The 19,391-nt window shown below is 61.3% G+C and carries 16 protein-coding genes; 13 read left to right on the top strand and 3 right to left on the bottom strand.

The features are described from left to right. Positions 1 to 209: 209 nt before the first annotated feature. Positions 210 to 1,922, top strand: a complete 1,713-nt coding sequence (locus tag ACTQ40_RS02495) for an aryl-sulfate sulfotransferase (RefSeq protein ID WP_441563261.1) — start codon at positions 210 to 212, stop codon at positions 1,920 to 1,922. Between the two features lie 69 nt (positions 1,923 to 1,991). Here ACTQ40_RS02495 and ACTQ40_RS02490 read toward each other — a convergent pair whose 3' ends face one another. Next, a complete protein-coding gene (locus tag ACTQ40_RS02490; protein WP_441563260.1) occupies positions 1,992 to 3,131 on the bottom strand; it encodes a DUF389 domain-containing protein in 1,140 nt (379 codons plus the stop codon). A 209-nt stretch (positions 3,132 to 3,340) separates the two neighbouring features. Next, positions 3,341 to 5,044, bottom strand: coding sequence for an OPT/YSL family transporter (locus ACTQ40_RS02485; RefSeq protein WP_441563259.1), 1,704 nt, complete (start codon positions 5,042 to 5,044; stop codon positions 3,341 to 3,343). A gap of 252 nt (positions 5,045 to 5,296) precedes the next feature. Between ACTQ40_RS02485 and ACTQ40_RS02480 the strand changes: the two genes are divergently transcribed. The 11 genes from ACTQ40_RS02480 (at position 5,297) to ACTQ40_RS02430 (ending at position 15,754) form a co-directional block, all read left to right on the top strand. After that, positions 5,297 to 6,148, top strand: a complete 852-nt coding sequence (locus tag ACTQ40_RS02480) for a type III pantothenate kinase (protein WP_154514831.1) — start codon at positions 5,297 to 5,299, stop codon at positions 6,146 to 6,148. A gap of 88 nt (positions 6,149 to 6,236) precedes the next feature. Next, positions 6,237 to 6,761 carry a deoxycytidylate deaminase gene (locus ACTQ40_RS02475; RefSeq protein WP_154514829.1) on the top strand — a complete coding sequence of 175 codons (525 nt, stop codon included), beginning with the start codon at positions 6,237 to 6,239 and terminating at the stop codon, positions 6,759 to 6,761. Between the two features lie 188 nt (positions 6,762 to 6,949). Beyond that, complete coding sequence (locus ACTQ40_RS02470; protein ID WP_427718265.1) at positions 6,950 to 7,228, top strand: NifU family protein; 279 nt, start codon at positions 6,950 to 6,952, stop codon at positions 7,226 to 7,228. A 109-nt stretch (positions 7,229 to 7,337) separates the two neighbouring features. Further along, positions 7,338 to 8,159: a prolipoprotein diacylglyceryl transferase gene (gene lgt, locus ACTQ40_RS02465; protein ID WP_154514827.1), complete on the top strand. Its 822-nt coding sequence runs from the start codon at positions 7,338 to 7,340 to the stop codon at positions 8,157 to 8,159. A gap of 146 nt (positions 8,160 to 8,305) precedes the next feature. Next, positions 8,306 to 10,489, top strand: coding sequence for a DUF6020 family protein (locus tag ACTQ40_RS02460; protein ID WP_441563258.1), 2,184 nt, complete (start codon positions 8,306 to 8,308; stop codon positions 10,487 to 10,489). 165 nt (positions 10,490 to 10,654) lie between these two features. Continuing rightward, positions 10,655 to 11,461, top strand: coding sequence for a YebC/PmpR family DNA-binding transcriptional regulator (locus tag ACTQ40_RS02455; RefSeq protein WP_441563257.1), 807 nt, complete (start codon positions 10,655 to 10,657; stop codon positions 11,459 to 11,461). 165 nt (positions 11,462 to 11,626) lie between these two features. Further along, on the top strand, positions 11,627 to 12,172 hold the full coding sequence (locus tag ACTQ40_RS02450) for a hypothetical protein (RefSeq protein WP_441015154.1): 546 nt from the start codon (positions 11,627 to 11,629) through the stop codon (positions 12,170 to 12,172). Next, positions 12,165 to 12,542, top strand: coding sequence for a DUF2273 domain-containing protein (locus ACTQ40_RS02445; protein ID WP_441563256.1), 378 nt, complete (start codon positions 12,165 to 12,167; stop codon positions 12,540 to 12,542). The genes ACTQ40_RS02450 and ACTQ40_RS02445 overlap by 8 nt, the downstream gene beginning before the upstream one ends. 44 nt (positions 12,543 to 12,586) lie before the next feature. Next, a complete protein-coding gene (locus ACTQ40_RS02440; RefSeq protein ID WP_441563255.1) occupies positions 12,587 to 13,108 on the top strand; it encodes an Asp23/Gls24 family envelope stress response protein in 522 nt (173 codons plus the stop codon). A gap of 207 nt (positions 13,109 to 13,315) precedes the next feature. Further along, positions 13,316 to 14,338, top strand: coding sequence for a YitT family protein (locus ACTQ40_RS02435; RefSeq protein WP_427747673.1), 1,023 nt, complete (start codon positions 13,316 to 13,318; stop codon positions 14,336 to 14,338). Between the two features lie 150 nt (positions 14,339 to 14,488). Continuing rightward, the gene (locus tag ACTQ40_RS02430; protein WP_441563254.1) at positions 14,489 to 15,754 is read left to right on the top strand and encodes a zinc-ribbon domain-containing protein; all 1,266 of its coding nucleotides are present in this window, start codon (positions 14,489 to 14,491) and stop codon (positions 15,752 to 15,754) included. Between the two features lie 140 nt (positions 15,755 to 15,894). Here the strand turns inward: ACTQ40_RS02430 and ACTQ40_RS02425 are convergent, their stop codons facing one another. Beyond that, entirely contained in the window at positions 15,895 to 17,358 is a 1,464-nt protein-coding gene (locus ACTQ40_RS02425; protein WP_441563253.1) for a M20 family metallopeptidase, read from the bottom strand. A gap of 303 nt (positions 17,359 to 17,661) precedes the next feature. Here ACTQ40_RS02425 and ACTQ40_RS02420 point away from each other — a divergent pair, with 303 nt between their 5' ends. Then, on the top strand, positions 17,662 to 19,305 hold the full coding sequence (locus tag ACTQ40_RS02420) for an amidohydrolase (protein ID WP_441563252.1): 1,644 nt from the start codon (positions 17,662 to 17,664) through the stop codon (positions 19,303 to 19,305). Positions 19,306 to 19,391 lie beyond the last annotated feature (86 nt).

The following is a 19,391-nucleotide window of genomic DNA, read 5'->3' as shown; positions in this document are numbered from 1 at the left end:
ACTGGATCGAGCACCATCGCGGCCGCTCCGATTGATCAGTTGGGAGCGGAAGGGTTGCGGATTCCCTTCGCGCCCCGCGTTTCCGTATCGCTACAAGCTTAAACTTGCATTAAGGGGCGTTTGTTAAACTGCGAGTCAAAATTAGACAGGGATGGGCAAACGCCGTGGTATATGAGGGAACAACAATGGTATTCAAAGACGGTAACGATATGGAATTGAGTGACAAGGACAGCAGACTGCTTTCGCGTCGAGCGGCTCTTGCGGGTGCGGCGGGCGCGCTGGCGCTTGCCGGGACAGGGCTCATGGGCTGCTCGGTCGGCGGAGCCGGCACGGGCGCCGCATCTACTGCGAGCAACGAGCTCACTGACGAGCAAAAGAAACTCCACAAGCAGATTGTCGCGACCTACGACGTCGAGAAGCAGGCGGCCATCAAGGAGCGGCTCGATGCCGAGTACGCTGACGGCGGCTACAACGAGACCACTCCGTTTATCGCGCAGGACCCCTTTGGCACCGATACCCTGAGCTGCTACGTTCGCTTTGCGACAACGGATTCCGTAACCGTCTCCTACAAGGTCGCCGGTCGCAAAAAGACTGGTGACACGCCCAAGGTCGCCGCGTTTTCCCATACGCCCCACGGCGGCGACGCGCCGGCCACGGAACACGAGTTCAAGGTCATCGGCCTCATTCCCAACCACAAAAACACGGTAACCATCACTTGCACGGCACAAGATGGTATCAGCCGCACCTCGACGTTCACGGTCAAGACGCCGGCTCTCAAAGGCGAGGAAGAAGAGCAGCTTGCCGTCACGTCGGGGGAGTCCAATACGCCGCTTGCCGATGGTCTCTTTACTATTCTGGGCAACGACTCGTCCAAGCTCGACTTTATGTACCTCTACGACAACGACGGCCAGATTCGCGGCGAGGTGCCGATTGTCGGCTACCGCAGCCACCGCCTGCTGTTCCCGGGCGACGGCAGCATGATCATGAGCGTCTCGACTACCAAGATGGCCCAGATCAACGCCATCGGCCAGGTGGTAAACGTCTGGAGCACGGGCGACTACGAGCTACACCACGACTACGCTTTCGATGACGATGGCAACCTGCTGGTGCTGGCGAGTCACGCCGGCTCCGAAGCCGATTTGGACGTCGATCGCGCGGCTGCCAAAAAAGATAAGGACGATCGCGTTAATGTAGAGGACCTCATCATTAAGGTCGACATAACAACAGGTGACGTCTCTCTCGTCGTGGACCTGGGCGATATATTCCCCGACCTCAAGGCAAGTGCCAAGGTTGCCTCGGACGGCGACCTGGATTGGATTCACATCAACACGATCCAGTGGCTCGGCGGCGGCACCGTTTTGCTCAGCTCGCGCGAGACCTCAACGGTCATCAAGCTCACGGATATCTACGGTACGCCTACGGTCGATTGGCTTATGGGCCCGCCAGAGTTTTGGGCCGGCTCGGGCTTTGAGGACAAGTTGCTGCAGGCTCAAGGCGATTTTTCGCTCAACGCAGGCCAGCATAGTGTGACCTATCTGCCAAACGACGAGACGACCGCGACTGGTCGCTACCAGGTGCTGCTATACGACAACAACTTTGGTGCTGCCGAGAGCTATCCCAAGTTCGACTGGGGCCAGCTGGGCGCTGCGGTAGTGACCGACTACAGCAAGGGAACGCATTCGTTTGGGCGCATTTTTACGGTGGACGAGACCGCGCGCACCTACGAGCTTGTGGACCAGATCGCAGTGCCGTTCTCAGGTTACGTAAGTAGTGCGCAGCGCGTCGGCGATTCGAATAGCATGCTCGTGGCATCGGGCATAGCCAAGACCTTTGCCGAGTACGATCGCTATGGACTGCCCATTGCCACGTACGAGATGGAAGCCGAGAAGTACATCTACCGCGTGTACAAGTACGAGCTGTAGCGCTGCGCTTGGCTGTGCCTGTGCCCCGCGGCTGCGCGCGCTCGTACCGGGCCTACCTCACGTTCCGCATCACTTCACGTCAAACTCCACGCGATCGAGTTCGGGTACGTTGAGGTCGATGAGCTTGCGGGCAACACGGCGGTCGTGCGCCCCGAGCGTCTCGCTTGTCGTTACGCGAGCGACAGTCTGGCGCTCGACAACGCCCTCCTTGTCGCCCTCGGTAGCCGAGGTCTCGACGGCGACGGTGTAATCCTTAAAGCCCGGCAGCACCGCGGCAAGTTCGCGCGTGGTTTCAGTGACGCCGTAGCCGTCTTGCACGCCGGCCTGCGCCGAGCCAATAGACCCCGCCGTCATAATAATGCAGGGGATGGCAAAGATCGCCGTGCCCACGATGATGCGGCGGCGCACCTTGCGCGATAGCTCGTTGACCTCGGCGTTTTCTTCAGCAGTCACAATACCGTCGCCGTTCAGGTCGCGCTTGAGCGGCACGCGCAAAAGAAGCAGCACGGCTTCGGCAGCCAGTGCGATAAAGACCACGTTGACGCCAAACTCATAAAGCGCCGAGAGAAACAGTGACCCGCTTGCAGTGGCGATGCCATAGCCCGCCGCGCACAGGGGCGGCATGAGCGCGGTCGCCACGGCCACGCCGGCGATAAGCGTGGCAGGTTCCTGGTCACGCGAGTTGCCCAGCCCGCCCGCAAAGCCGCCCGCGAGCGCGACGGCAAGGTCCCACACAGTGGGCGTCGAGTTGTCGATGATGGCGGCCGTGGTGGTGCCAAGGGGCGAGAGCTTAAAATACAGCGTGGACGTGATCAGACAAAAGGCCATCTGTAGCGCGAGGCCGGCGACGGCCTCGACGGCAATCTCGCGGTCGAGCGTGGCGATGCCATATGCCATGGCAAGGACCGACCCCATGAGTGGGCAGATGAGCATGGCGCCCACGATGGCAATGTCCGAGTCGATATCGAGGCCGATGCTCGCGATGAGCATGGCGATGATGAGGATGCATAAGTGCGAGCCGGTCAGCCGCGCCCCGTTTACAAAGCGCTTGCGAATCACGTGATAGGGTGCGCGACCCTCGCGAATGTTGAATGCGCGCTTTAGGAAGCGGCCGGTGTTCTCCAGGGCCTCACTATGGGCAGGTCGAATGCCGTGGCGCCGGTGATGGCGTTTGCGTAGTCGCTTGATCTGTTGTTTGTCGAGTTCCATGTCCACCTCGTATTGCCGCAGGAACGCGGGTGCGCTCGCAGCATGTACTCTACACCGTGGCGGGCGGGGCGGTCATCTTGACGTGAAACTTAGACGAGCAGGTAAGGGGGACGTCAAATGCGGTTGCGGCCGAGTGTTTCGACAGATACAGAGCGCGGGGCCGGATGGTCTCCGGCCCCGCGCTCTGTACGGGTACGTTGTTGTTGGGTTTAGCCCAGCAGACTCAGGCCGACGGAGACAAACGCCAGGATAACGCCAACGACAGACTCGCCTCCCAACAGGCCGCTGGCGACGACCAGGCCCTGCTCCTGGAAGGCAGCATCCTTGGAAGCCTTCTCTTTGCCCGAAAGACCGGAACCGGCGTCGCGGTGGGCTGCCCACTTGTCGTAGGCGAGCTTGACGCAGGAGCCCAAGAAGGCCGTGAGCGACATGTAGAACGGCAGGTACACGCCCAGACCGATCATCATGGCCGGAATGCCGAGCCAATACATGACGATGCCGGCGATAAAACCGCCTGCGAACCACGGCACGCTCGGGATGCCCGAGACCATGGTGGCGACTACGCTTGCCTGCGCGGCCACAAAGCTCTTGTCGGGACCAAAGGCGTCCGGACCATAGGCGGTGACGAGCGCGACCATGACGGCGGCAGCGACCAGTGCGCCCACGATGCCGCCGATGGCCTGGCCGATCCACTGTGCGCGCGGGTTGGTGCCCAGCACGGCGCCGGCCTTAAAGTCGTTCATGACGTCGCCCGCAAGGCCGCACGCCACGGCCACGATGCCGGCGATAAAGAACAGCTTGACCTGCGCAAGCTGCGCGAAGGCCGCTACGATGAGCATGACGATGAGGCCAAAGATCTCCATGGGGTCGATACCCGTCTGGCCGCAGCTCTGCGCACTCATGATGGTGGTGACAAAGGTGAACAGCGTGACGATGACGGCTGGGACGGCACCCAGGTCGAGCGCGACGGCGATGATCACGGCGATGGAGGCGGTACCCAGGCCGATGATGCCGGCGTCGAGCTTAAGCGAGCCCGAGATGAGCGACTGCTCGTCGGTGTCGGTGGAGCTGTCGGCGGCAAGACCGCGGACGATACCGGCGACCTGCGGCAGGATGTCTTTAAGGACGACGGCGACGCCAAAGCCCATCATAAGGCCCATACCTAAGGACTTGACGATACCCTGCGCGGTCACAATATCGAACAGGCCGGCAGCGGTGCCGCCGACGATAATGCCAAAGTTGCCCAGCAGCGCGCCGGCAAACCAGAAGGCGACGGGGGCAAAGCCCACCAAAAAGCCGATGGACAGCAACATGGGCGAGTTGTAGATGGCAAAGGTCACGCCGGGGATATTGAGCGTGCACAGCATGCTGGGCACCACGCCCAGGGCGTCGCGCAGCACGCTATAGATGCCTGCGATGGCCATGGAGCCAAAGAGCTGCTTGCCGGTCTTGCCGCCGGCCTCGGTAGCACGCAGGGTCTGGGCTGCGGCGTTGCCGGTGGGAAACTCCAGCGCGGCGTCCACGATAAAGTGACGGTGGATGAGCGCCGTTGCCAGAAGGCCCAAGATGGTGCCGGCGATCGCCACGATAAACATGTCGAGCCAGCTGATCTGGTCGGCATAGCCCAGCATCCAGGCGCCCGGGATGGTAAACGCCAGGCCGCCGGCGACCATGGCACCCGCGGACATGATGGTGTGGGTAACGTTGGCCTCGTTGAGGCTGGCATTGCCCATGAGCTTAAGGAAGAACAACGAGATGACGGCAGCGAAAATGATCGGCCAGGGGAGGGCGCCCATCTTGAGGGCCGTGTAGGCCGAGCTTGCCGTGATAATCACGCAGCCAAGGACGCCGATGACGACGCCGCGCAGCGTGAGTTGACCGCGCATAGAGGTGCGGTTCGAGGGATTGCCCATATAGAACTCCTTTGCGTATATCCGCTTCCCCCGCAAGCGCCGCTACGGATACGGCGCGGGAAGTCGGGTTACCAAGGGCCGCCGCGTGAGCTCGCGCACGACCGCGCATCAGTATAGCGGCATCGCCCGTCCCATGCCCTGCCAAAACCAGCTAATTTGGGACGGGACTTTTTTAGCTACCTCGAGCGAAGTCGAAGGATGATTATTCTGGGACGGGGATATACTGCTGGGCAGACGAAAGGAGCGCCGACGATGCTTAATGGGTGCGCATATATATTGACGGTCGACGTGGGCAACACGTTCATTCGCTTTGGTCTGTTTGCCGAGGATTCGGCCGCGGCGCAGGAATGCCCGCTTGCGACGTGCGAGATCACGACGCCGCCGAGCATTACGGCCGATGAGGCGCGCATGAGGCTCGCGCGGGTCATGGGCGCACTGGCAGCCGATGCGGGCATGCCTGGTGTGCTCGTTCCTGCGGCAGCAGTGCTGAGCTGCGTGGTGCCGGCGCTCGAGCGCCCGTGGAAGGCGGCACTTTCCCGTACCTGCACGGGGCGCGTGCTCACCGTGGGGCCGGGACTTAAGACCGGCATGCCCGTGCACTACGACGACCCGGCCGAGATCGGTCCCGATCGCATCGCCGACGCCGTGGCGGCCCGTGCCGTCTACGGCTCTCCGTGCATCGTGATCGACCTGGGCACTACGACCAATATCGAGGTCATCGATGCGCGCGGAACCTTTGTCGGCGGTGTTATCGCGCCGGGGCTGGCGCTCGGCGCTCGCTCGCTCTCGGCCGCTGCGGCGCGCCTGCCGCAAGTCGAGCCCTCGGCACCCACGCATGTGATCGGTCGCAACACGCGCGAGGCCATGCGCTCGGGCGTGGTCTTGGGCGAGGTGGCCCGTATCGACGGCATGCTCGACATGGTGCTTGCCGAGATGCGCTCGACCAAGGCGGCAGGCGAGGGCAGCGTGCCCATTGTCATCACCGGCGACGATGCCGAGGCGCTCGCGGCGTTGGTCGGCCACAGCCTGACGGTAGACGACGCGCTGACGTTGCGGGGTCTCGCCGAGCTGTACCGCATCAACCAAAAGCCTCGCCGCGCATAAAGCCAAGAACGTCGGCGGGGGGAGGAAACAGTCCCACCTTTCACCTGCTACAATGGGCCAAACTATTTCGATTTCGGAGGTGTCTGCCATGTCGGACGATCTTCATCAAACCGCGTCGGGCAAGCGCCGCGACGTTATTAGCTGGGACGAGTTCTTTATGAGCGTGGCCATCGCCGCGCAGCGCCGCAGCAAGGATCCCAATACGCAGGTGGGCGCGTGCATCGCCAGCACCAACCACCGCATTCTTTCGGTGGGCTACAACGGTACGCCCTCGGCGCTCAACGACGACTTTTTCCCGTGGGGCACGAGCGATGACCCGCTGCAGGACAAACATAACTACGTAGTTCATGCCGAGGCCAACGCCGTGCTCAACTACCGCGGCTCGCTCAAGGACCTTGAGGGTTCCACGGTCTACGTCACACTGTTCCCGTGCCACGACTGTGCCAAAATCCTGGCGCAGGTAGGTGTGGGCGAGGTTGTCTATCTGGACAATAAGTACGCCGACACCGACGACGGCCGCATCAGTCGCCGCATTCTCGACTCCTGTGGCATTAGCTTCCGCCAGGTTATCGTCGATGTCCACATTGGTACCGGGGAACAAACGCAGCAGTAGCGGCAGCGTGTACGAGCGCCGGGCGTTGGCAAAAGCGGCTAATTAAGCCCCGTCCCAAATTGACTGTCAAATTAACTGCTCGTGAAAGTCGTGTCCGCGCGCATGGACGGCTCGCGAGCGGGTACATGGCTGTAGTAACATAGCTCTGTCCGCGGGCGCGCCCGCGTTATTGTGAGAAAGGAGCCCCTGTGGCTGTTAACGAAGAGCTGCTTAAGAAGGTTCTTGAAGAGATTCGCCCCAACCTGCAGGCCGACGGCGGCGACATGGAGTATATGGGCGTTGATGACGAGGGCGTCGTCAAGCTGGAGCTCCAGGGCGCCTGCGCCGGTTGCCCCATGAGCGCTCTGACGCTTTCCATGGGCGTCGAGCGTATCCTCAAGGAGCACGTGCCCGGCGTTACGCGTGTCGAGCAGGTCAATGCCTCCGGCGAGGTCGAGGATCTGTACGACGAGTATGCGCCGTTCTGAGAAGCGAAAGCTGCGGGCGATGTGCTCCGCATAGACGTCATGCCCAAATGTGCGGCTGCGAGCGAAAGGCCCGCGGCCGCATTTGTATGTAGGGAGCAGGGGGACCGATATGCTCAACGACCTCTACCATATGCTTGATCCTGTCGCCATTTCGGCGGGGCCCATCACCATCTACTGGTACGGCTTGGCCTATGTGGTCGGAGCTCTGCTCACGGCGGTCGTCATGTACCGCACGCAGCGTCGTTGGGGTTTTGACATTACGGTCGACGACCTGATGAGTGTCGTGGTTGGTGTGGTCTTTGGCCTCATCATTGGCGCCCGTCTGTTCTACGTCATCTTTTACGGTGACGGCTACTACTGGGCGCATCCGCTCGAGATCTTTGCCACCAACGAAGGCGGCATGAGTTTCCATGGCGGCCTGGTGGGCGGCATCATCGGAGGCGTGCTCGTGTGCCGCATGTACAAGCTCGACGCCTGGACCATCGCCGACCTTGCCGTTATCGGTGCTCCGCTGGCCCTGTGCCTGGGGCGCTGCGCCAACTTTGTCAACGGCGAGCTGTGGGGCAAGCCGACCGATTTGCCCTGGGGCGTGATCTTTGGCGGCACCGCGGGCGATATGCCGCGCCATCCATCCCAGCTCTACGAGGCATTTCTCGAGGGCATTGTGCTCTTTTGCATTCTGCAGGTGCTCAGCCGCAAAAAACCGCTGCTGCCCCAGGGTACGTTTATGGGTGTGTTTGTGATGGGGTACGGCATCGTCCGCTTTCTCGTTGAGTTCGTGCGCGTGCCCGATGCCCAGCTGGGTTATCTGCTGGGCGGCGTCATCACCATGGGCCAGCTGCTGAGTTTGCCGCTCGTGATTGCGGGCCTGGCGCTCATCATTTTTGCCCTCCGTCGCAACCGTCCCCAGCGCATCTATCTCGACGCCTAACCACCACATACCGCCACAAAGGGGACAGGCGCCTTTGTGGCGGTTTTGCCAGGCAACGATGACAGAACCGTAACGTTTCCCCAGATAAAACCTGCCAAAATAAACCTGTCCCTTTTTGGCAGGTTTCTAGAAAGGCTTTTCGGACTGTGAAGGATTCCGATCTCTCCACAACGGCTGCGCGCGACGCCGCCCGCATCGTTTGGTTTAAGCGCTATCCCGCCAAGCAGACGCTCGTCGCATTTTTGCTCGCCCTGCTGGCGACCACGGCGTTTTCCATCGATCCCGCCCCGGTGTCGAGCAACGCGGTCCTGGCGATCGATCCAAAGGCGACGGGCGTGCTTTACGTGTGCTACGAGGTACTCCTCTCATTTGCCGGCCATACCGACGCTGTGATGCTGCTCGCGCTGGCCTGCCTACTCACGCTACCGTTTCGCTATGTGTTCTTTGGCCGCGGTGACGCTTGGCGCCCCTCGGTCGTGCTGCCGTCGCTGTTCTTTGCCGTCTGCATGGTGTTCGGCCGCAGTTACGACCTTACCGATTCGGCCGAGATTGTGCTGGGCGACAAGGCGCGCGTTATCTGCGCCTGGATTGGCGGCGCGGGCTGGATGCTTCTGGCGATTGTGTCCTTCTATCTGGCTTTTGAGTTTTTGGATTGGTTGAGTTCTCGCCGCATTCCGTTTTCGGAGGCGCATTTTGGCCGCATGTGGCGTGTTGCCCACGCCGTGCTCTCGGTCCATCCTTTTGTTGGGCCGTTTCTTGTACTCATGATTGTCTGGGCGCCCACGCTTATCGCCTCGCTGCCCGGCCTCTTTATGGGAGATACGGGCGCGCAGATCCGCCAATGGTTCAACTACCCCAACGGCACGAGCGACTACCTGCGCCTGCTTAACCCCAACGTGCTGCTCAACGGCCATCATCCGGTGGTGCACACGGCCATCATCGGCTCGTGTGTGCAACTGGGGCTTTCGCTATTCAATAGCGCCAATGCGGGTCTTGCCATCTACACCTGCGCCCAATTTGTCATCACGGCCGCCTGCGTGGCCTATTCCATATCGTCGCTGCGCAAGCTGGGCGTGAGCCTGCCGGTCCGCGGCGTCATCTTGCTGTTCTTTGCGTTTATGCCGATGTTCTCCAACTACGCGGCGCTGCTGACCAAAGACGTACTGTTTGCCGATGCGTTTCTGGTACTGCTCGTTCAGACCGTCAAGCTCGTGGCATGTGGCCTGCCCCGTCGCGATGTCAATGCCGAGCGCGCGGGCGAGCGCACGCCTGTGCTCTTTGCGCGCCACGACTGGCTGTTGCTCGTGCTGGGCGCCATGGGTTCCACGTTTTTGCGCAATGGCGGCCTGGTCTTTCCGTTGGCGGCCTGCGTGATTGCGGCGGCGTTTTGCGCCTGGGACGCGCATGTGGCCCGTCGCGTGGTCAAACAGTCTGGCGTCGCACCCTCATGCGCCACGCCGCGCTTCCGCTGGGCCGGCGTTCTCGCGGTGCTCGTGCTCTGCCTTGCCTCCAACATGTACTTTACCAAGGTCTTTATGCCCGAGCACGATATCACGCCGGGTTCCAAGCGCGAGATCCTCTCGATTCCGTTTCAACAGACGGCGCGCTTCGTCCAAAAGCACGACGGCCTTAATTCGGGCGTTAACCCCAAGGTCAAAGACGACGGCACGATTGAGGAAGCTCCCTGCGACGGTCTGGTGACCGATAAGGAACGCGCTGCGATCGACCGTGTGCTCAAGTACGAGAATCTGGGCCGTCGCTACAACCCCGACAAGTCGGATGCCGTAAAAAACTGTTTTAACGAGTACGCCTCGCAGGAGGACATCAAGGCCTATTTTGAGGTGTGGGCCCAGATGTTCAAAAAGGATCCCGAGTGCTATATCTCGGCGCTCATCAATAACTACTACGGCTACTTTTATCCGAGTGCCCGCGATGCGTGGGTCTACAGCACGGCGCGCAGTGCCGAGATCATGGCGAAGCCCGATAACCTCAAGTACTTCGACTTCCATCCGGTCGATAGCAAGGTTGTGCGCTGGTGCGACCACCTGATCAACCTGTATCGCGTGGCAGTACAACGCATCCCGTTTATCTCGCTCACCATGAGCTCGGCCACCTATGTGTGGATCATGATCGCTGTGGTGGTCTATCTGCTACGTCGTCATTCGTGGCGCGGGCTGGCCATTTGGGTGCCGCTGCTGGGCGTGCTCGCCGTGTGCCTGATCGGTCCCTGCAACGGCTCGACCTACATGCGCTACCTGTATCCAGTCATCGCCTGCATGCCCTTCGCCATCGGCGCCACCATCACCCGCAGCGACCTTCTCTGGTTCTAACTTGGTGCAAAGGGGACAGGTTGCTTTGCACCAAGGGGCTGCATCATCACGACGCCTTCATTTTGGGGTTTATCTCGCAGGCCAGTAGGTATATCATAACGACGTTTGTTTATATTGCCCGAGCATCTGCGCTGGGCTTTAGGTCGAAACCGATAGGAGACACGTATGTCCGGACACTCTAAGTGGGCCACAACCAAGCATCGTAAGGGCGCGCAGGACGCCAAGCGTTCCGCCCTCTTCTCCAAGCTGAGCCGCAACATCACCGTTGCTGCCCGTCTCGGCGGCGACCCGCTGCCCGAGAACAACGCCAGCCTCGCCGCTGCCGTTGCCAAGGCCAAGGCTCAGTCCATGCCCAAGGACAAGATCAAGTCCGCTATCGACAAGGCCTTCGGTTCGGGTGCCGATGCCGCCGTCTACGAGAGCATCGTGTACGAGGGCTATGGCCCCGCCGGCGTTGCCGTCTACGTCGACTGCCTGACCGATAACCGCAACCGTACCGCCGCCGATGTCCGTTCCGCCTTCTCCCACGCTGGCGGCAACCTGGGCACCTCCGGCTCCGTCGCCTTCCAGTTTGAGCGCAAGGGCCAGATCGTCGTCGCCAAGGAGATCCTGGACGAGAACGCCAAGAAGGAGACCATGATCGCCAACGGTGCTGCCGGTGACGAGGAAGAGTTCATGATGGCTATCGCCGAGGCCGGTGGCGACGACTACGAGGACGCCGGCGAGGAGTGGATCGTTTGGACCGCCGCCAACGACGTCATGGCTGTTTCCAAGGCGCTCGAGGAGCAGGGCATCCAGGTCAAGGGCTCCGAGACCACCATGGTTCCGACCACCCCGACCGAGGTCTCCGGCGCCGATGCCAAGAAGGTCCAGCGCCTCATCGACCGTCTCGAGGAGCTCGACGACGTTCAGGATGTTTACAGCACCATGGACATGACCGACGAGGTCATCGCTGCCCTCGAGGAGGAGTAGCGCCTGCACGGGTTAAGCCGTGCATATCTGGGCATAATGAAGCGAGCATACAAGCCTCGTGGAATAGATGAGCCGGATCCGCGTGCGTATGGCACCGGACCCGGCTCTTTTATAATGATGCGAATCGTTTTGCATTCTGTGGACCGAAACCTGAAGGGAGCGCGCGTGCGCGTACTCAAACGAGCCCTAGCAACCGTGTACCTTGCCGCCGCCATCGTGGCGCTGGGCACGCTTGTCTGCCAGTTCTGGGGACCGTATACGTATCGCTTTATGCTGCTGTTGCGTGACACCATGCCTCGCGTCGTCGTTACGGTGTGCGCCGCCATCGTGGCACTTGGCGTGCTCATCGGGTTTTTCCGCCTGATGTTCGCGCGTCGCGAGCCGTCCTGCGTGCATCCGGCGGGGGAGCGCAACATCGAGGTCACCCTCGCAGCGCTTTCCTCGTGCGCTCGCGCTGCGGCAGAGCGCGACGACCGTGTGATGGTCGAGCATGTCGAGGCGCGCGTGCAGGGTTCCGACGAATCGCTCGTCCGTTTTAAGGTCGACGCCATCGCGCTCGATGACCGGGACGTGGCCTCCCTTGCAACCGCGATGCAGCAACGTATCGAGGAGGCCTGCGACACCATGCTCGGCACGCCGGGCACGACCGCGCGCGTCCGTTTTTTGCCGTCCAAGACTACCGTCCAGACCGTGGAGGTTTCCGGTGAGTGATACTAATCAAGACAAGACCGTCCGCACCCCGCGCCTGACGATCGACCAGAACGCTACGCCGGCGAGCGAGTCCGCCGACACCACCCCCGAGGCCGGCGAGCAGCACGACAGCGCCGCCAGCGACTTTGACGAGGCCATGGGTCTCATCAAGGGTACGGGGGCGGCCATCTGGAGCTATGCCGTCCGTCATCCCAACACCACGCTCGGAGCCGTCGCTGGTTTTGTGCTCGCCGTGCTGGTGCTCACGCTCGGCCTGTGGGACACACTCGTCATCGCATTCTTTGTGCTGATCGGCGCCGTGATTGGCCAGATCCGTGACGGCGAGAACGGGATCGTCAACTTCTTCGGCCGTCTGTTTAGCGGCCGCTAGTATGTATTCGACCGCCGCGTGTGCGGTGGGCATAAGGAGGAACCATGGCTTTTAACACGAAGGTCGATGTGGCCGATACCGAGCTCGAGGCAGGCGAGACCGTCGCCGCCGAGGCTGAGGACGTAACGCTCGAGGACGGGGCGCTCGTCGAGGCCGAGCCCGCCGACGATGCGGACGAGGATGACGAGGAAGCGGACGAGTCCGAGGATTCGCTGACCTATTCCAACGGTGTGATCGAGAAGATCGTCGCCATGGCCACCCGCGAGGTGCCGCACGTCCTGGGCATGAAGGGCAACCTTATGCACTTTGTGCAGGAGCAGTTTGGTGCCGAGAACCTGACCAAGGGCGTGACGGTCGAGGTCACCGATGACAACCGCGTGGTCGTCAACATTTCCGTCATTATCGAGTACGGCGCCTACGCACCCGCGATTTTCGACGACGTTAAGGCGCGCGTGACCGAGCGTCTGGCCGCGATGACCGGCCTTGAGGTGGCAGGCGTCAACCTGCGCATCGAGGATGTCATCACCCCCGAGGAGTACGAGCACCGCACCAGCCAGCACGAGTAACCTACCAAATAGGGACAAGTTTGTTTCGATAGGTTTTACCTGCGAAAACGCTAAACGGTCGACCGCGCAAGCAAAAGTGCGGTCGACCGTTTTCTATATGCCCTCGATGTAGTCATACCGCTCGTCTAACTAGGGGTTGCAATCTTCGCGCTCCGCGTTACCCTAATGGGCGCATTGTTTCCAAATTGTTAACGAGGGGTTGCCGTAATGGCCGACGAGCACGAAACAGAAAGCAAGGCATGGGCGATTGAGGCCGCCGCGGCAGAGGCGGCATCGCGTGCCGCCGAGGAGGTGCATCGTCCTCCCGTGGTGCCGATGGAGCGCGTGGTCGATCGCGCCGATATCGAGCGCGGCGAGCGTGCCGGCCGCAAGCGCAGCCAGGAGCCGGGCTTCCCGCGCTTTTTCGCCGAGCTCAATCTGGGCCTGATCCTCACGGCGTTCGCCATCGTTGCGTTTAAAACCCCTAATCATTTTGCTTTTGGCGGAACCTCGGGCGTGTCGGTCATTCTTTCCACGCTGTTCCCGACTCTGCCCGTCGGCGTCTTTATGTGGATCATCAATGCGGTTCTCGTCGTCTTGGGCTTTATCTTTTTGGAGCGCAAGGCAATCCTTTGGAGCGTTTTTGCCTCGTTTGCGCTTTCGGCCTACGTCTCGCTGTTTGAGCTCTTCATTCCGACGGATGTTTCGATGACGGGAGATATGTGGCTCGACCTGTGTTTTGCCGTGATTTTGCCGGCGCTGGGCAGTGCCATTGTCTTTGACATTGGCGCCTCGACGGGCGGCACCGATATCCTTGCCATGATCCTCAAGCGTCGCACGACGCTCGAGATCGGACGCGCCTTGCTACTGGTCGATATCGGCATCGTGACCATCGCGGCCTTTTTGTACGGTCCGCGCGTTGGCCTGTACTGCGTGCTCGGCCTGTTTGCCAAGACGCTTGTGGTCGACAAGGCCATCGAGAGCATTCACTTGCGCAAGGTCTGTACGATTATTTGCTCCGAACCGCGCAAAGTCGAGGAATTTATCGTCAAGCATCTCAACCGCACGGCAACGATCAGCCGCGGCTACGGTGCCTTCTCGGGCAATTGCGTGACGGTGATCATGAGCGTGTTGAGCCGTCGCGAAGCAGTGCAACTGCGCCGCTATACCCGCGATATCGATCCAGATGCGTTTATCACGATCGTTGACAGCTCCGAGATCGTGGGCAAGGGCTTCCGCGGCACGAACTAGCGCGGATATACCCTTCGAACCATTGAATAAAGCCGCCAACGTTTCAAATCGGTCATCTTGGGGTATTTGTCCCCACATTGCGCGATAATGTTGCCAAAGACGTCGTTTGCGATCCAGGTGGTTCACTCTAGATACGAAGGGATGATTTCGATGTTCTGTTCGCAGTGCGGCGCCCCCATGGGCGATAACGACAAGTTCTGCGGCGTGTGCGGTGCCCCTAATACCGTGGTCAAGGCCGCCGGCCCCGCTCCCCAGGGACAGTCTCAGCCCCAGCAGTTTGTTCCGCAACCGCCCGTGGCGAATGCGCCAAAGGGCTGTGTGGCTCAGGCGTTCCAAGACATGACCAAGACTCCGGGCGTGCTGCAGCGCGTGTGCCAGATTGCTTTTTTGCCGGCGCTTATCTGTGTCGTGTCGGTGCTCGTGCTGTTCATTCCCGTTATCGGCGGTATTGCAGCTGCCATCGGCTTTTTGGCCGCCTGCGTGGCGAGTGTGTGCGGTTCGGGCTTTGGCATCGAGTGGGGTCGCGACCTGTCGCTTAAGATCGATGACGGCATGGATCGTCCGTTGATGCGTTCCACATCGTTTGGCCTCGGGGTCTTTTCGAGCGTTATTTCGGTCGTGCTCGAGATTATCGCTGCCATTCCCGTTATTGGTGTAGTGCTTTCGCTGGTGGAGAGCGTGGTAATTGGCGCGGCGGGCTCGTATTCGTATTACGGCTCTTCTGCGCTCGAGACTGCGCTGTTTGGCTCGCTTGGCCTGCTTGTCCTGGCTATGATTGCCACGGCGGTCCTGGGAGTCTTCTTTAAGATGTTCGCCGATATCGCCGTGATGCACTTTGCGGTGACCGGTCGCGTCGAGAGCGCGTTTTCGCTCGACAAGGTCTGGGCGGCCTTTAAGAACAATAAGACCAAGCTGTTCTGTGCTTCATTCCTTCCCGAGTTTTTGACGGGCCTGGTCGCCAACGTTGTCACATGGATCTTGACGGCGGTCTTTGGCGCCATTGCCTCTGTCGGTATGTATAGCTATTACTATCGTCCTACGGGTATTGAGGCAATTGTTGCCGGCGGTGGCATCGCACTCGTACTGTTCCTGGTGCTGATCGCTTTCGTCACCGTATTTCTAACGGTCTTTGGCAAGATGCTCAAGCACCGTGCCGTTGGCTATTGGGTCGCACGTTATGCAAGCGAGTGGGCCGACGAGGATAAGGACGACGTCCTGACGTTTGTATTGCCCTTCGAGAAGAAGTCCGCTCCTTCGGGTTACAGCGCTCCGGATGTCGCGCCTGAGCCCGAGCCTGAGTCTGCTCCGGGATCTGCGCCGGAGTCCGAGCCCACGACGGAGCCCGAGCCCGAGACGGAGCCCGAGCCCGAGACGGAACCCGCGCCAAGCTCCGACGAGGACCCGCAAGACGAGTAGCCCTGTCACCTGCCATTTGGGGACGGGGTAGAAATGGTAGAAATAGTGCTTGACGAATGAGCGGGGGCGGACGTGTCGAAACGTCCGCCCCCGCTTTGACATCGCGATGTGGCTACGGCTGCGAGATGGTCGCGATTCGGCTACTCGCCATGCTTCTCCTCGTGACGAGCGGCGGTGCGAGCTTCGTGGATGCCCTTGATGGCGGCATGGCGGGCGGTGCGGGCGTCGTGCATGGCGTCGCGGGCCTCGGCGGCCGTTGCCTTGGCAGAGCGTAGCTTGGCTGCCAGATCGGGATTGGTCTCGGCGACTGCGGCGATAGCGGGGCCGTCGAGCTCCTCTTGCGTGGGCTCGGCCAAAAAGTCGATAGCATACTGAGCGGCTACCATGGAGCCCTTGGCGAGCACGCTCTCGTCGATCTTATAGAAGCAGGAGTGCTGGGCATAGGTGGCGCCGATCTGGGGGTTGCGCGTGCCCACAAAGGCAAGCACACCCGGTACACGGCGCAGGTACTCCGAAAAATCCTCGCCCGAAAGCGTGCCGCGATAATGGCCTTCGCCGGCTGCACCCAGACACTTGACCACGGCCTGACGACAACGCTCACTCGAGGCGACGTCGTTTTCGACCTTGTAGTTGGCGATGGTGTAGTCGGTAAGTTCAGCCTCGGCGCCCAGGGCCGCCGCAGTGTGCTCTACGATGCGGCGCATGAGCTCGGGCATTTCCTCGTGCGTCGAATCGCCATAGGTGCGCACCGTGCCGGCGAGGTAGGCGGTACCGGCGATAACGTTGCGCGCGGTGCCGCCGTGCAGCTCGCCGACGGTAATGACGGCCGGCTCGTAGGGGCTGATCTCGCGCGAAACGATGGTCTGCAGGGCGTTGACGATCTCTGCCGCCACCATGACGGCGTCGTGGCCGCGCTGGGGCATGGCGCCGTGGCACGAGGTGCCGCGGACATCAATGCGGAACCAGTCGGTATTGGCCATGCGCGGACCGGGCTCGCAGCTTACGGTGCCGGCGTCGACCTCACTCCAGATGTGTGCGGCGTAGGCGCCATCGACGCCATCGAGCACACCCGTGCCGATCATGAGTTTGGCGCCTTGGCCGTTTTCCTCACTGGGTTGGAAGACGATGCGGACCTCGCCGTGGATGTCGTCGGTCATATGGCGCAGAATCTGCAGCGTGCCGAGCATCATGGCAATGTGGCAGTCATGGCCGCAGGCGTGCATACAGCCCTCGTTGACGCTGGCGAACTCCTCGCCGGTCTGCTCGGTGACGGGTAGGGCGTCGATATCCGCGCGCAGCAGGATGCGGCGGCGCGGCGTGCCGTCCTCGCGGTAGGCGTCGGGTGCGGTGCCGCGAAGGGTCGCCACCAGGCCCGTCTTAAGCGGGCGCTCGTAGGGGATATTCATGGCGTCGAGCTGGTTGGCGATGTCAGAAGTCGTGCGCTCTTCGGCGAGGCTCAGCTCCGGGTGCTTATGGAAGTGCCGGCGCTGCTTGATGATGTAGGGCTCAAACTCGGCGGCGATATCTTGGATGGCTGCGGTGACGTCATCAGCCGCGCGGGCCTCGGTCGCTGCCATAATCTGCTGTGCCTTGGTCTTCGTCATGGTCGATTTGCTCCTTGCTGGTTTATCGCAAAATCGTACAGGCTCTTTCCAGTATGCCACCTGCCACTTGGGGACGGGGCAGAAATGGTAGAAATGGATACCTCCGTAACCTTGACAGGTGCAAATTGCTTATGCACGCAGCCTTGGATGCGGCTGTCAAGCTTGAAATCTACCATTTCTACCCCGTCCCCAAGGGCAGGCGGGGCCGTTGGGGTTGGGAAAGGTGCCGTTTACCGCTTGACGTTTTGCAGCTGTGGCGGTGGAGTACACTCGGGGGTGTTGAATTTCCTGCCAGAGATGGGGATGCCCATGCAACATATCGATCGGATTATCCGCTCTAAGAACGTCTTTACCTCGCAAGACGGCATCGATACCGCCCGTGAGCTGGCGATTGCCATCGCAGGCGACCGTATCGTCGCAGTCGGCAAGCCCGATGACGTGATCGCCGCCGCGCCTGCCGCCACGCCGGTTATCGACTACGGCGAGCAGTTTGTCTGCCCCGGTTTCCATGACGCTCATCTGCACTTCTTTCATACCTCGGTCGGTTCCTCGCCGTATATGCTTATGGATGGGGGCACGTCCGAGGTGGCGCTGGTGCGGCACGTGCTCGAGTTTTCCCAGGATCTGCCCGACGACGCTTGGGTTGTAACGCAGGGCTGGCGCGACTACCGTTGGGACCCGCCCGAGCATCCTACCAAGGCGTCGCTCGATGCGGTATTTCCCGATCGTCCCTGCGTTATGTACTCGGGCGACGGCCACACGCTGTGGCTCAACAGTCGCGCTCTCGAGGCGCTCGGCGTCACGCGCGATAGCGAGCCGCCAGCGGGCGGCAGCTACGACAAGGACGCAAACGGTGAGCTCACGGGCATTGCTCACGAGGCGGCTGCCATGCAGCTGTTGCCGCGCTGCCTTGAGTGGCTGGGCGAAGATCGCATCGCAAGCGCTTACGCCGATCAAATGAGGCGCATGGCCGAGCAGGGCATCACCTCGATCTGCGACATGTCGCTCATGCCCATGCCGGGCTGCGATTTTATCCGCGACGACGTCTACGACAAACTGCAGACAGCCGGCAAGCTGGGCATTCGTGCCCATCTGTTCCCCACGCTGCTGGATGACCAGTCGCGTCTAGAAGAGCTGCAGGCACGCTACGCGAACAACGCACTGCTTTCGGCGCCGGGCTTTAAGCAGTTCTTTGACGGCGTGTCGAGCGAACATACGGCATATCTCACCGAGCCCTATACCAATCCGCGCTTCCCGGGCGACCAAGGCCGTCTGACGGTTTCCGCCGAGCGCATGCGCAAGCTGGTTCTGGCGGCTGCGGAGCGCGGCCGCGCCGTGCGCATCCACGTTATCGGCGACGGTGCGATTCATGCCGCGCTGGATATCTTCGAGGAAGCCGCCGGTCTGTACGGCCTGCCCCAGCACGGCCACAACACGCTCGAGCACCTGGAGAACCTCCTGCCCGAGGACATCGACCGCCTGCGCAAGCTCAACGTGATCGCCTCGAGCCAGCCCTGCCACATTACGCTCGACCCGGGTGGACCGGAGCGCGATTTGGGCTTGGAGCGCAGCCGCATCATGTGGCCGTTCGCAACCTATAAGCAGCGCGGCATTCGCCAAGCCTTCGGTACCGACAGCCCCATCACGCCCGTCACCAGCATGGACGTGCTCTACACGGCTATCACACGCCAGGACCCCAAAAGCCACTGGCCCGAGGGCGGCTGGTTGCCGAGCGAGCGCATCGACGCGGCAACGGCTTTGCGCAACTACACCTTGGGCAGCGCCTATGCAGCAGGCGACGAGCAAAACCTCGGCAGCTTGGAGCCCGGCAAGTATGCTGACCTGGTGGTCTTGGACCAAAACCCGCTCACCGTTGACCCCCAAGAGCTGCAAGCCACCAAGGTTCAGGCCACCTACCTGGCAGGTAACGTAATCTACGAGCGCTGATGCTCATGCCGTGTCGTTAAACGCGGCCCGGGCGACTTATTTTGTGATGGCGCTCGAGCCACGTCTGCATATCGGTGGGGACTCGT

The organism is Collinsella sp. Sow4_D11 (genome assembly GCF_052116465.1).
Classification (GTDB): Bacteria; Actinomycetota; Coriobacteriia; order Coriobacteriales; family Coriobacteriaceae; genus Collinsella.
Note: the sequence above shows the minus strand (reverse complement) of the source record. Positions and strands in the feature narration are given on the sequence as shown.

What these genes read in the sequence shown, in the direction of transcription:
- lgt (WP_154514827.1), top strand. Translation starts at nt 7,338, where the DNA reads ATGCTCAACGACCTCTACCATATGCTTGATCCTGTCGCCATTTCGGCG.
- ACTQ40_RS02475 (WP_154514829.1), top strand. Translation starts at nt 6,237, where the DNA reads ATGTCGGACGATCTTCATCAAACCGCGTCGGGCAAGCGCCGCGACGTT.
- ACTQ40_RS02420 (WP_441563252.1), top strand. Translation starts at nt 17,662, where the DNA reads ATGCCCATGCAACATATCGATCGGATTATCCGCTCTAAGAACGTCTTT.
- ACTQ40_RS02480 (WP_154514831.1), top strand. Translation starts at nt 5,297, where the DNA reads ATGCTTAATGGGTGCGCATATATATTGACGGTCGACGTGGGCAACACG.
- ACTQ40_RS02435 (WP_427747673.1), top strand. Translation starts at nt 13,316, where the DNA reads ATGGCCGACGAGCACGAAACAGAAAGCAAGGCATGGGCGATTGAGGCC.
- ACTQ40_RS02440 (WP_441563255.1), top strand. Translation starts at nt 12,587, where the DNA reads ATGGCTTTTAACACGAAGGTCGATGTGGCCGATACCGAGCTCGAGGCA.
- ACTQ40_RS02430 (WP_441563254.1), top strand. Translation starts at nt 14,489, where the DNA reads ATGTTCTGTTCGCAGTGCGGCGCCCCCATGGGCGATAACGACAAGTTC.
- ACTQ40_RS02485 (WP_441563259.1), bottom strand. Translation starts at nt 5,044, where the DNA reads ATGGGCAATCCCTCGAACCGCACCTCTATGCGCGGTCAACTCACGCTG.
- ACTQ40_RS02495 (WP_441563261.1), top strand. Translation starts at nt 210, where the DNA reads ATGGAATTGAGTGACAAGGACAGCAGACTGCTTTCGCGTCGAGCGGCT.
- ACTQ40_RS02455 (WP_441563257.1), top strand. Translation starts at nt 10,655, where the DNA reads ATGTCCGGACACTCTAAGTGGGCCACAACCAAGCATCGTAAGGGCGCG.
- ACTQ40_RS02425 (WP_441563253.1), bottom strand. Translation starts at nt 17,358, where the DNA reads ATGACGAAGACCAAGGCACAGCAGATTATGGCAGCGACCGAGGCCCGC.
- ACTQ40_RS02490 (WP_441563260.1), bottom strand. Translation starts at nt 3,131, where the DNA reads ATGGAACTCGACAAACAACAGATCAAGCGACTACGCAAACGCCATCAC.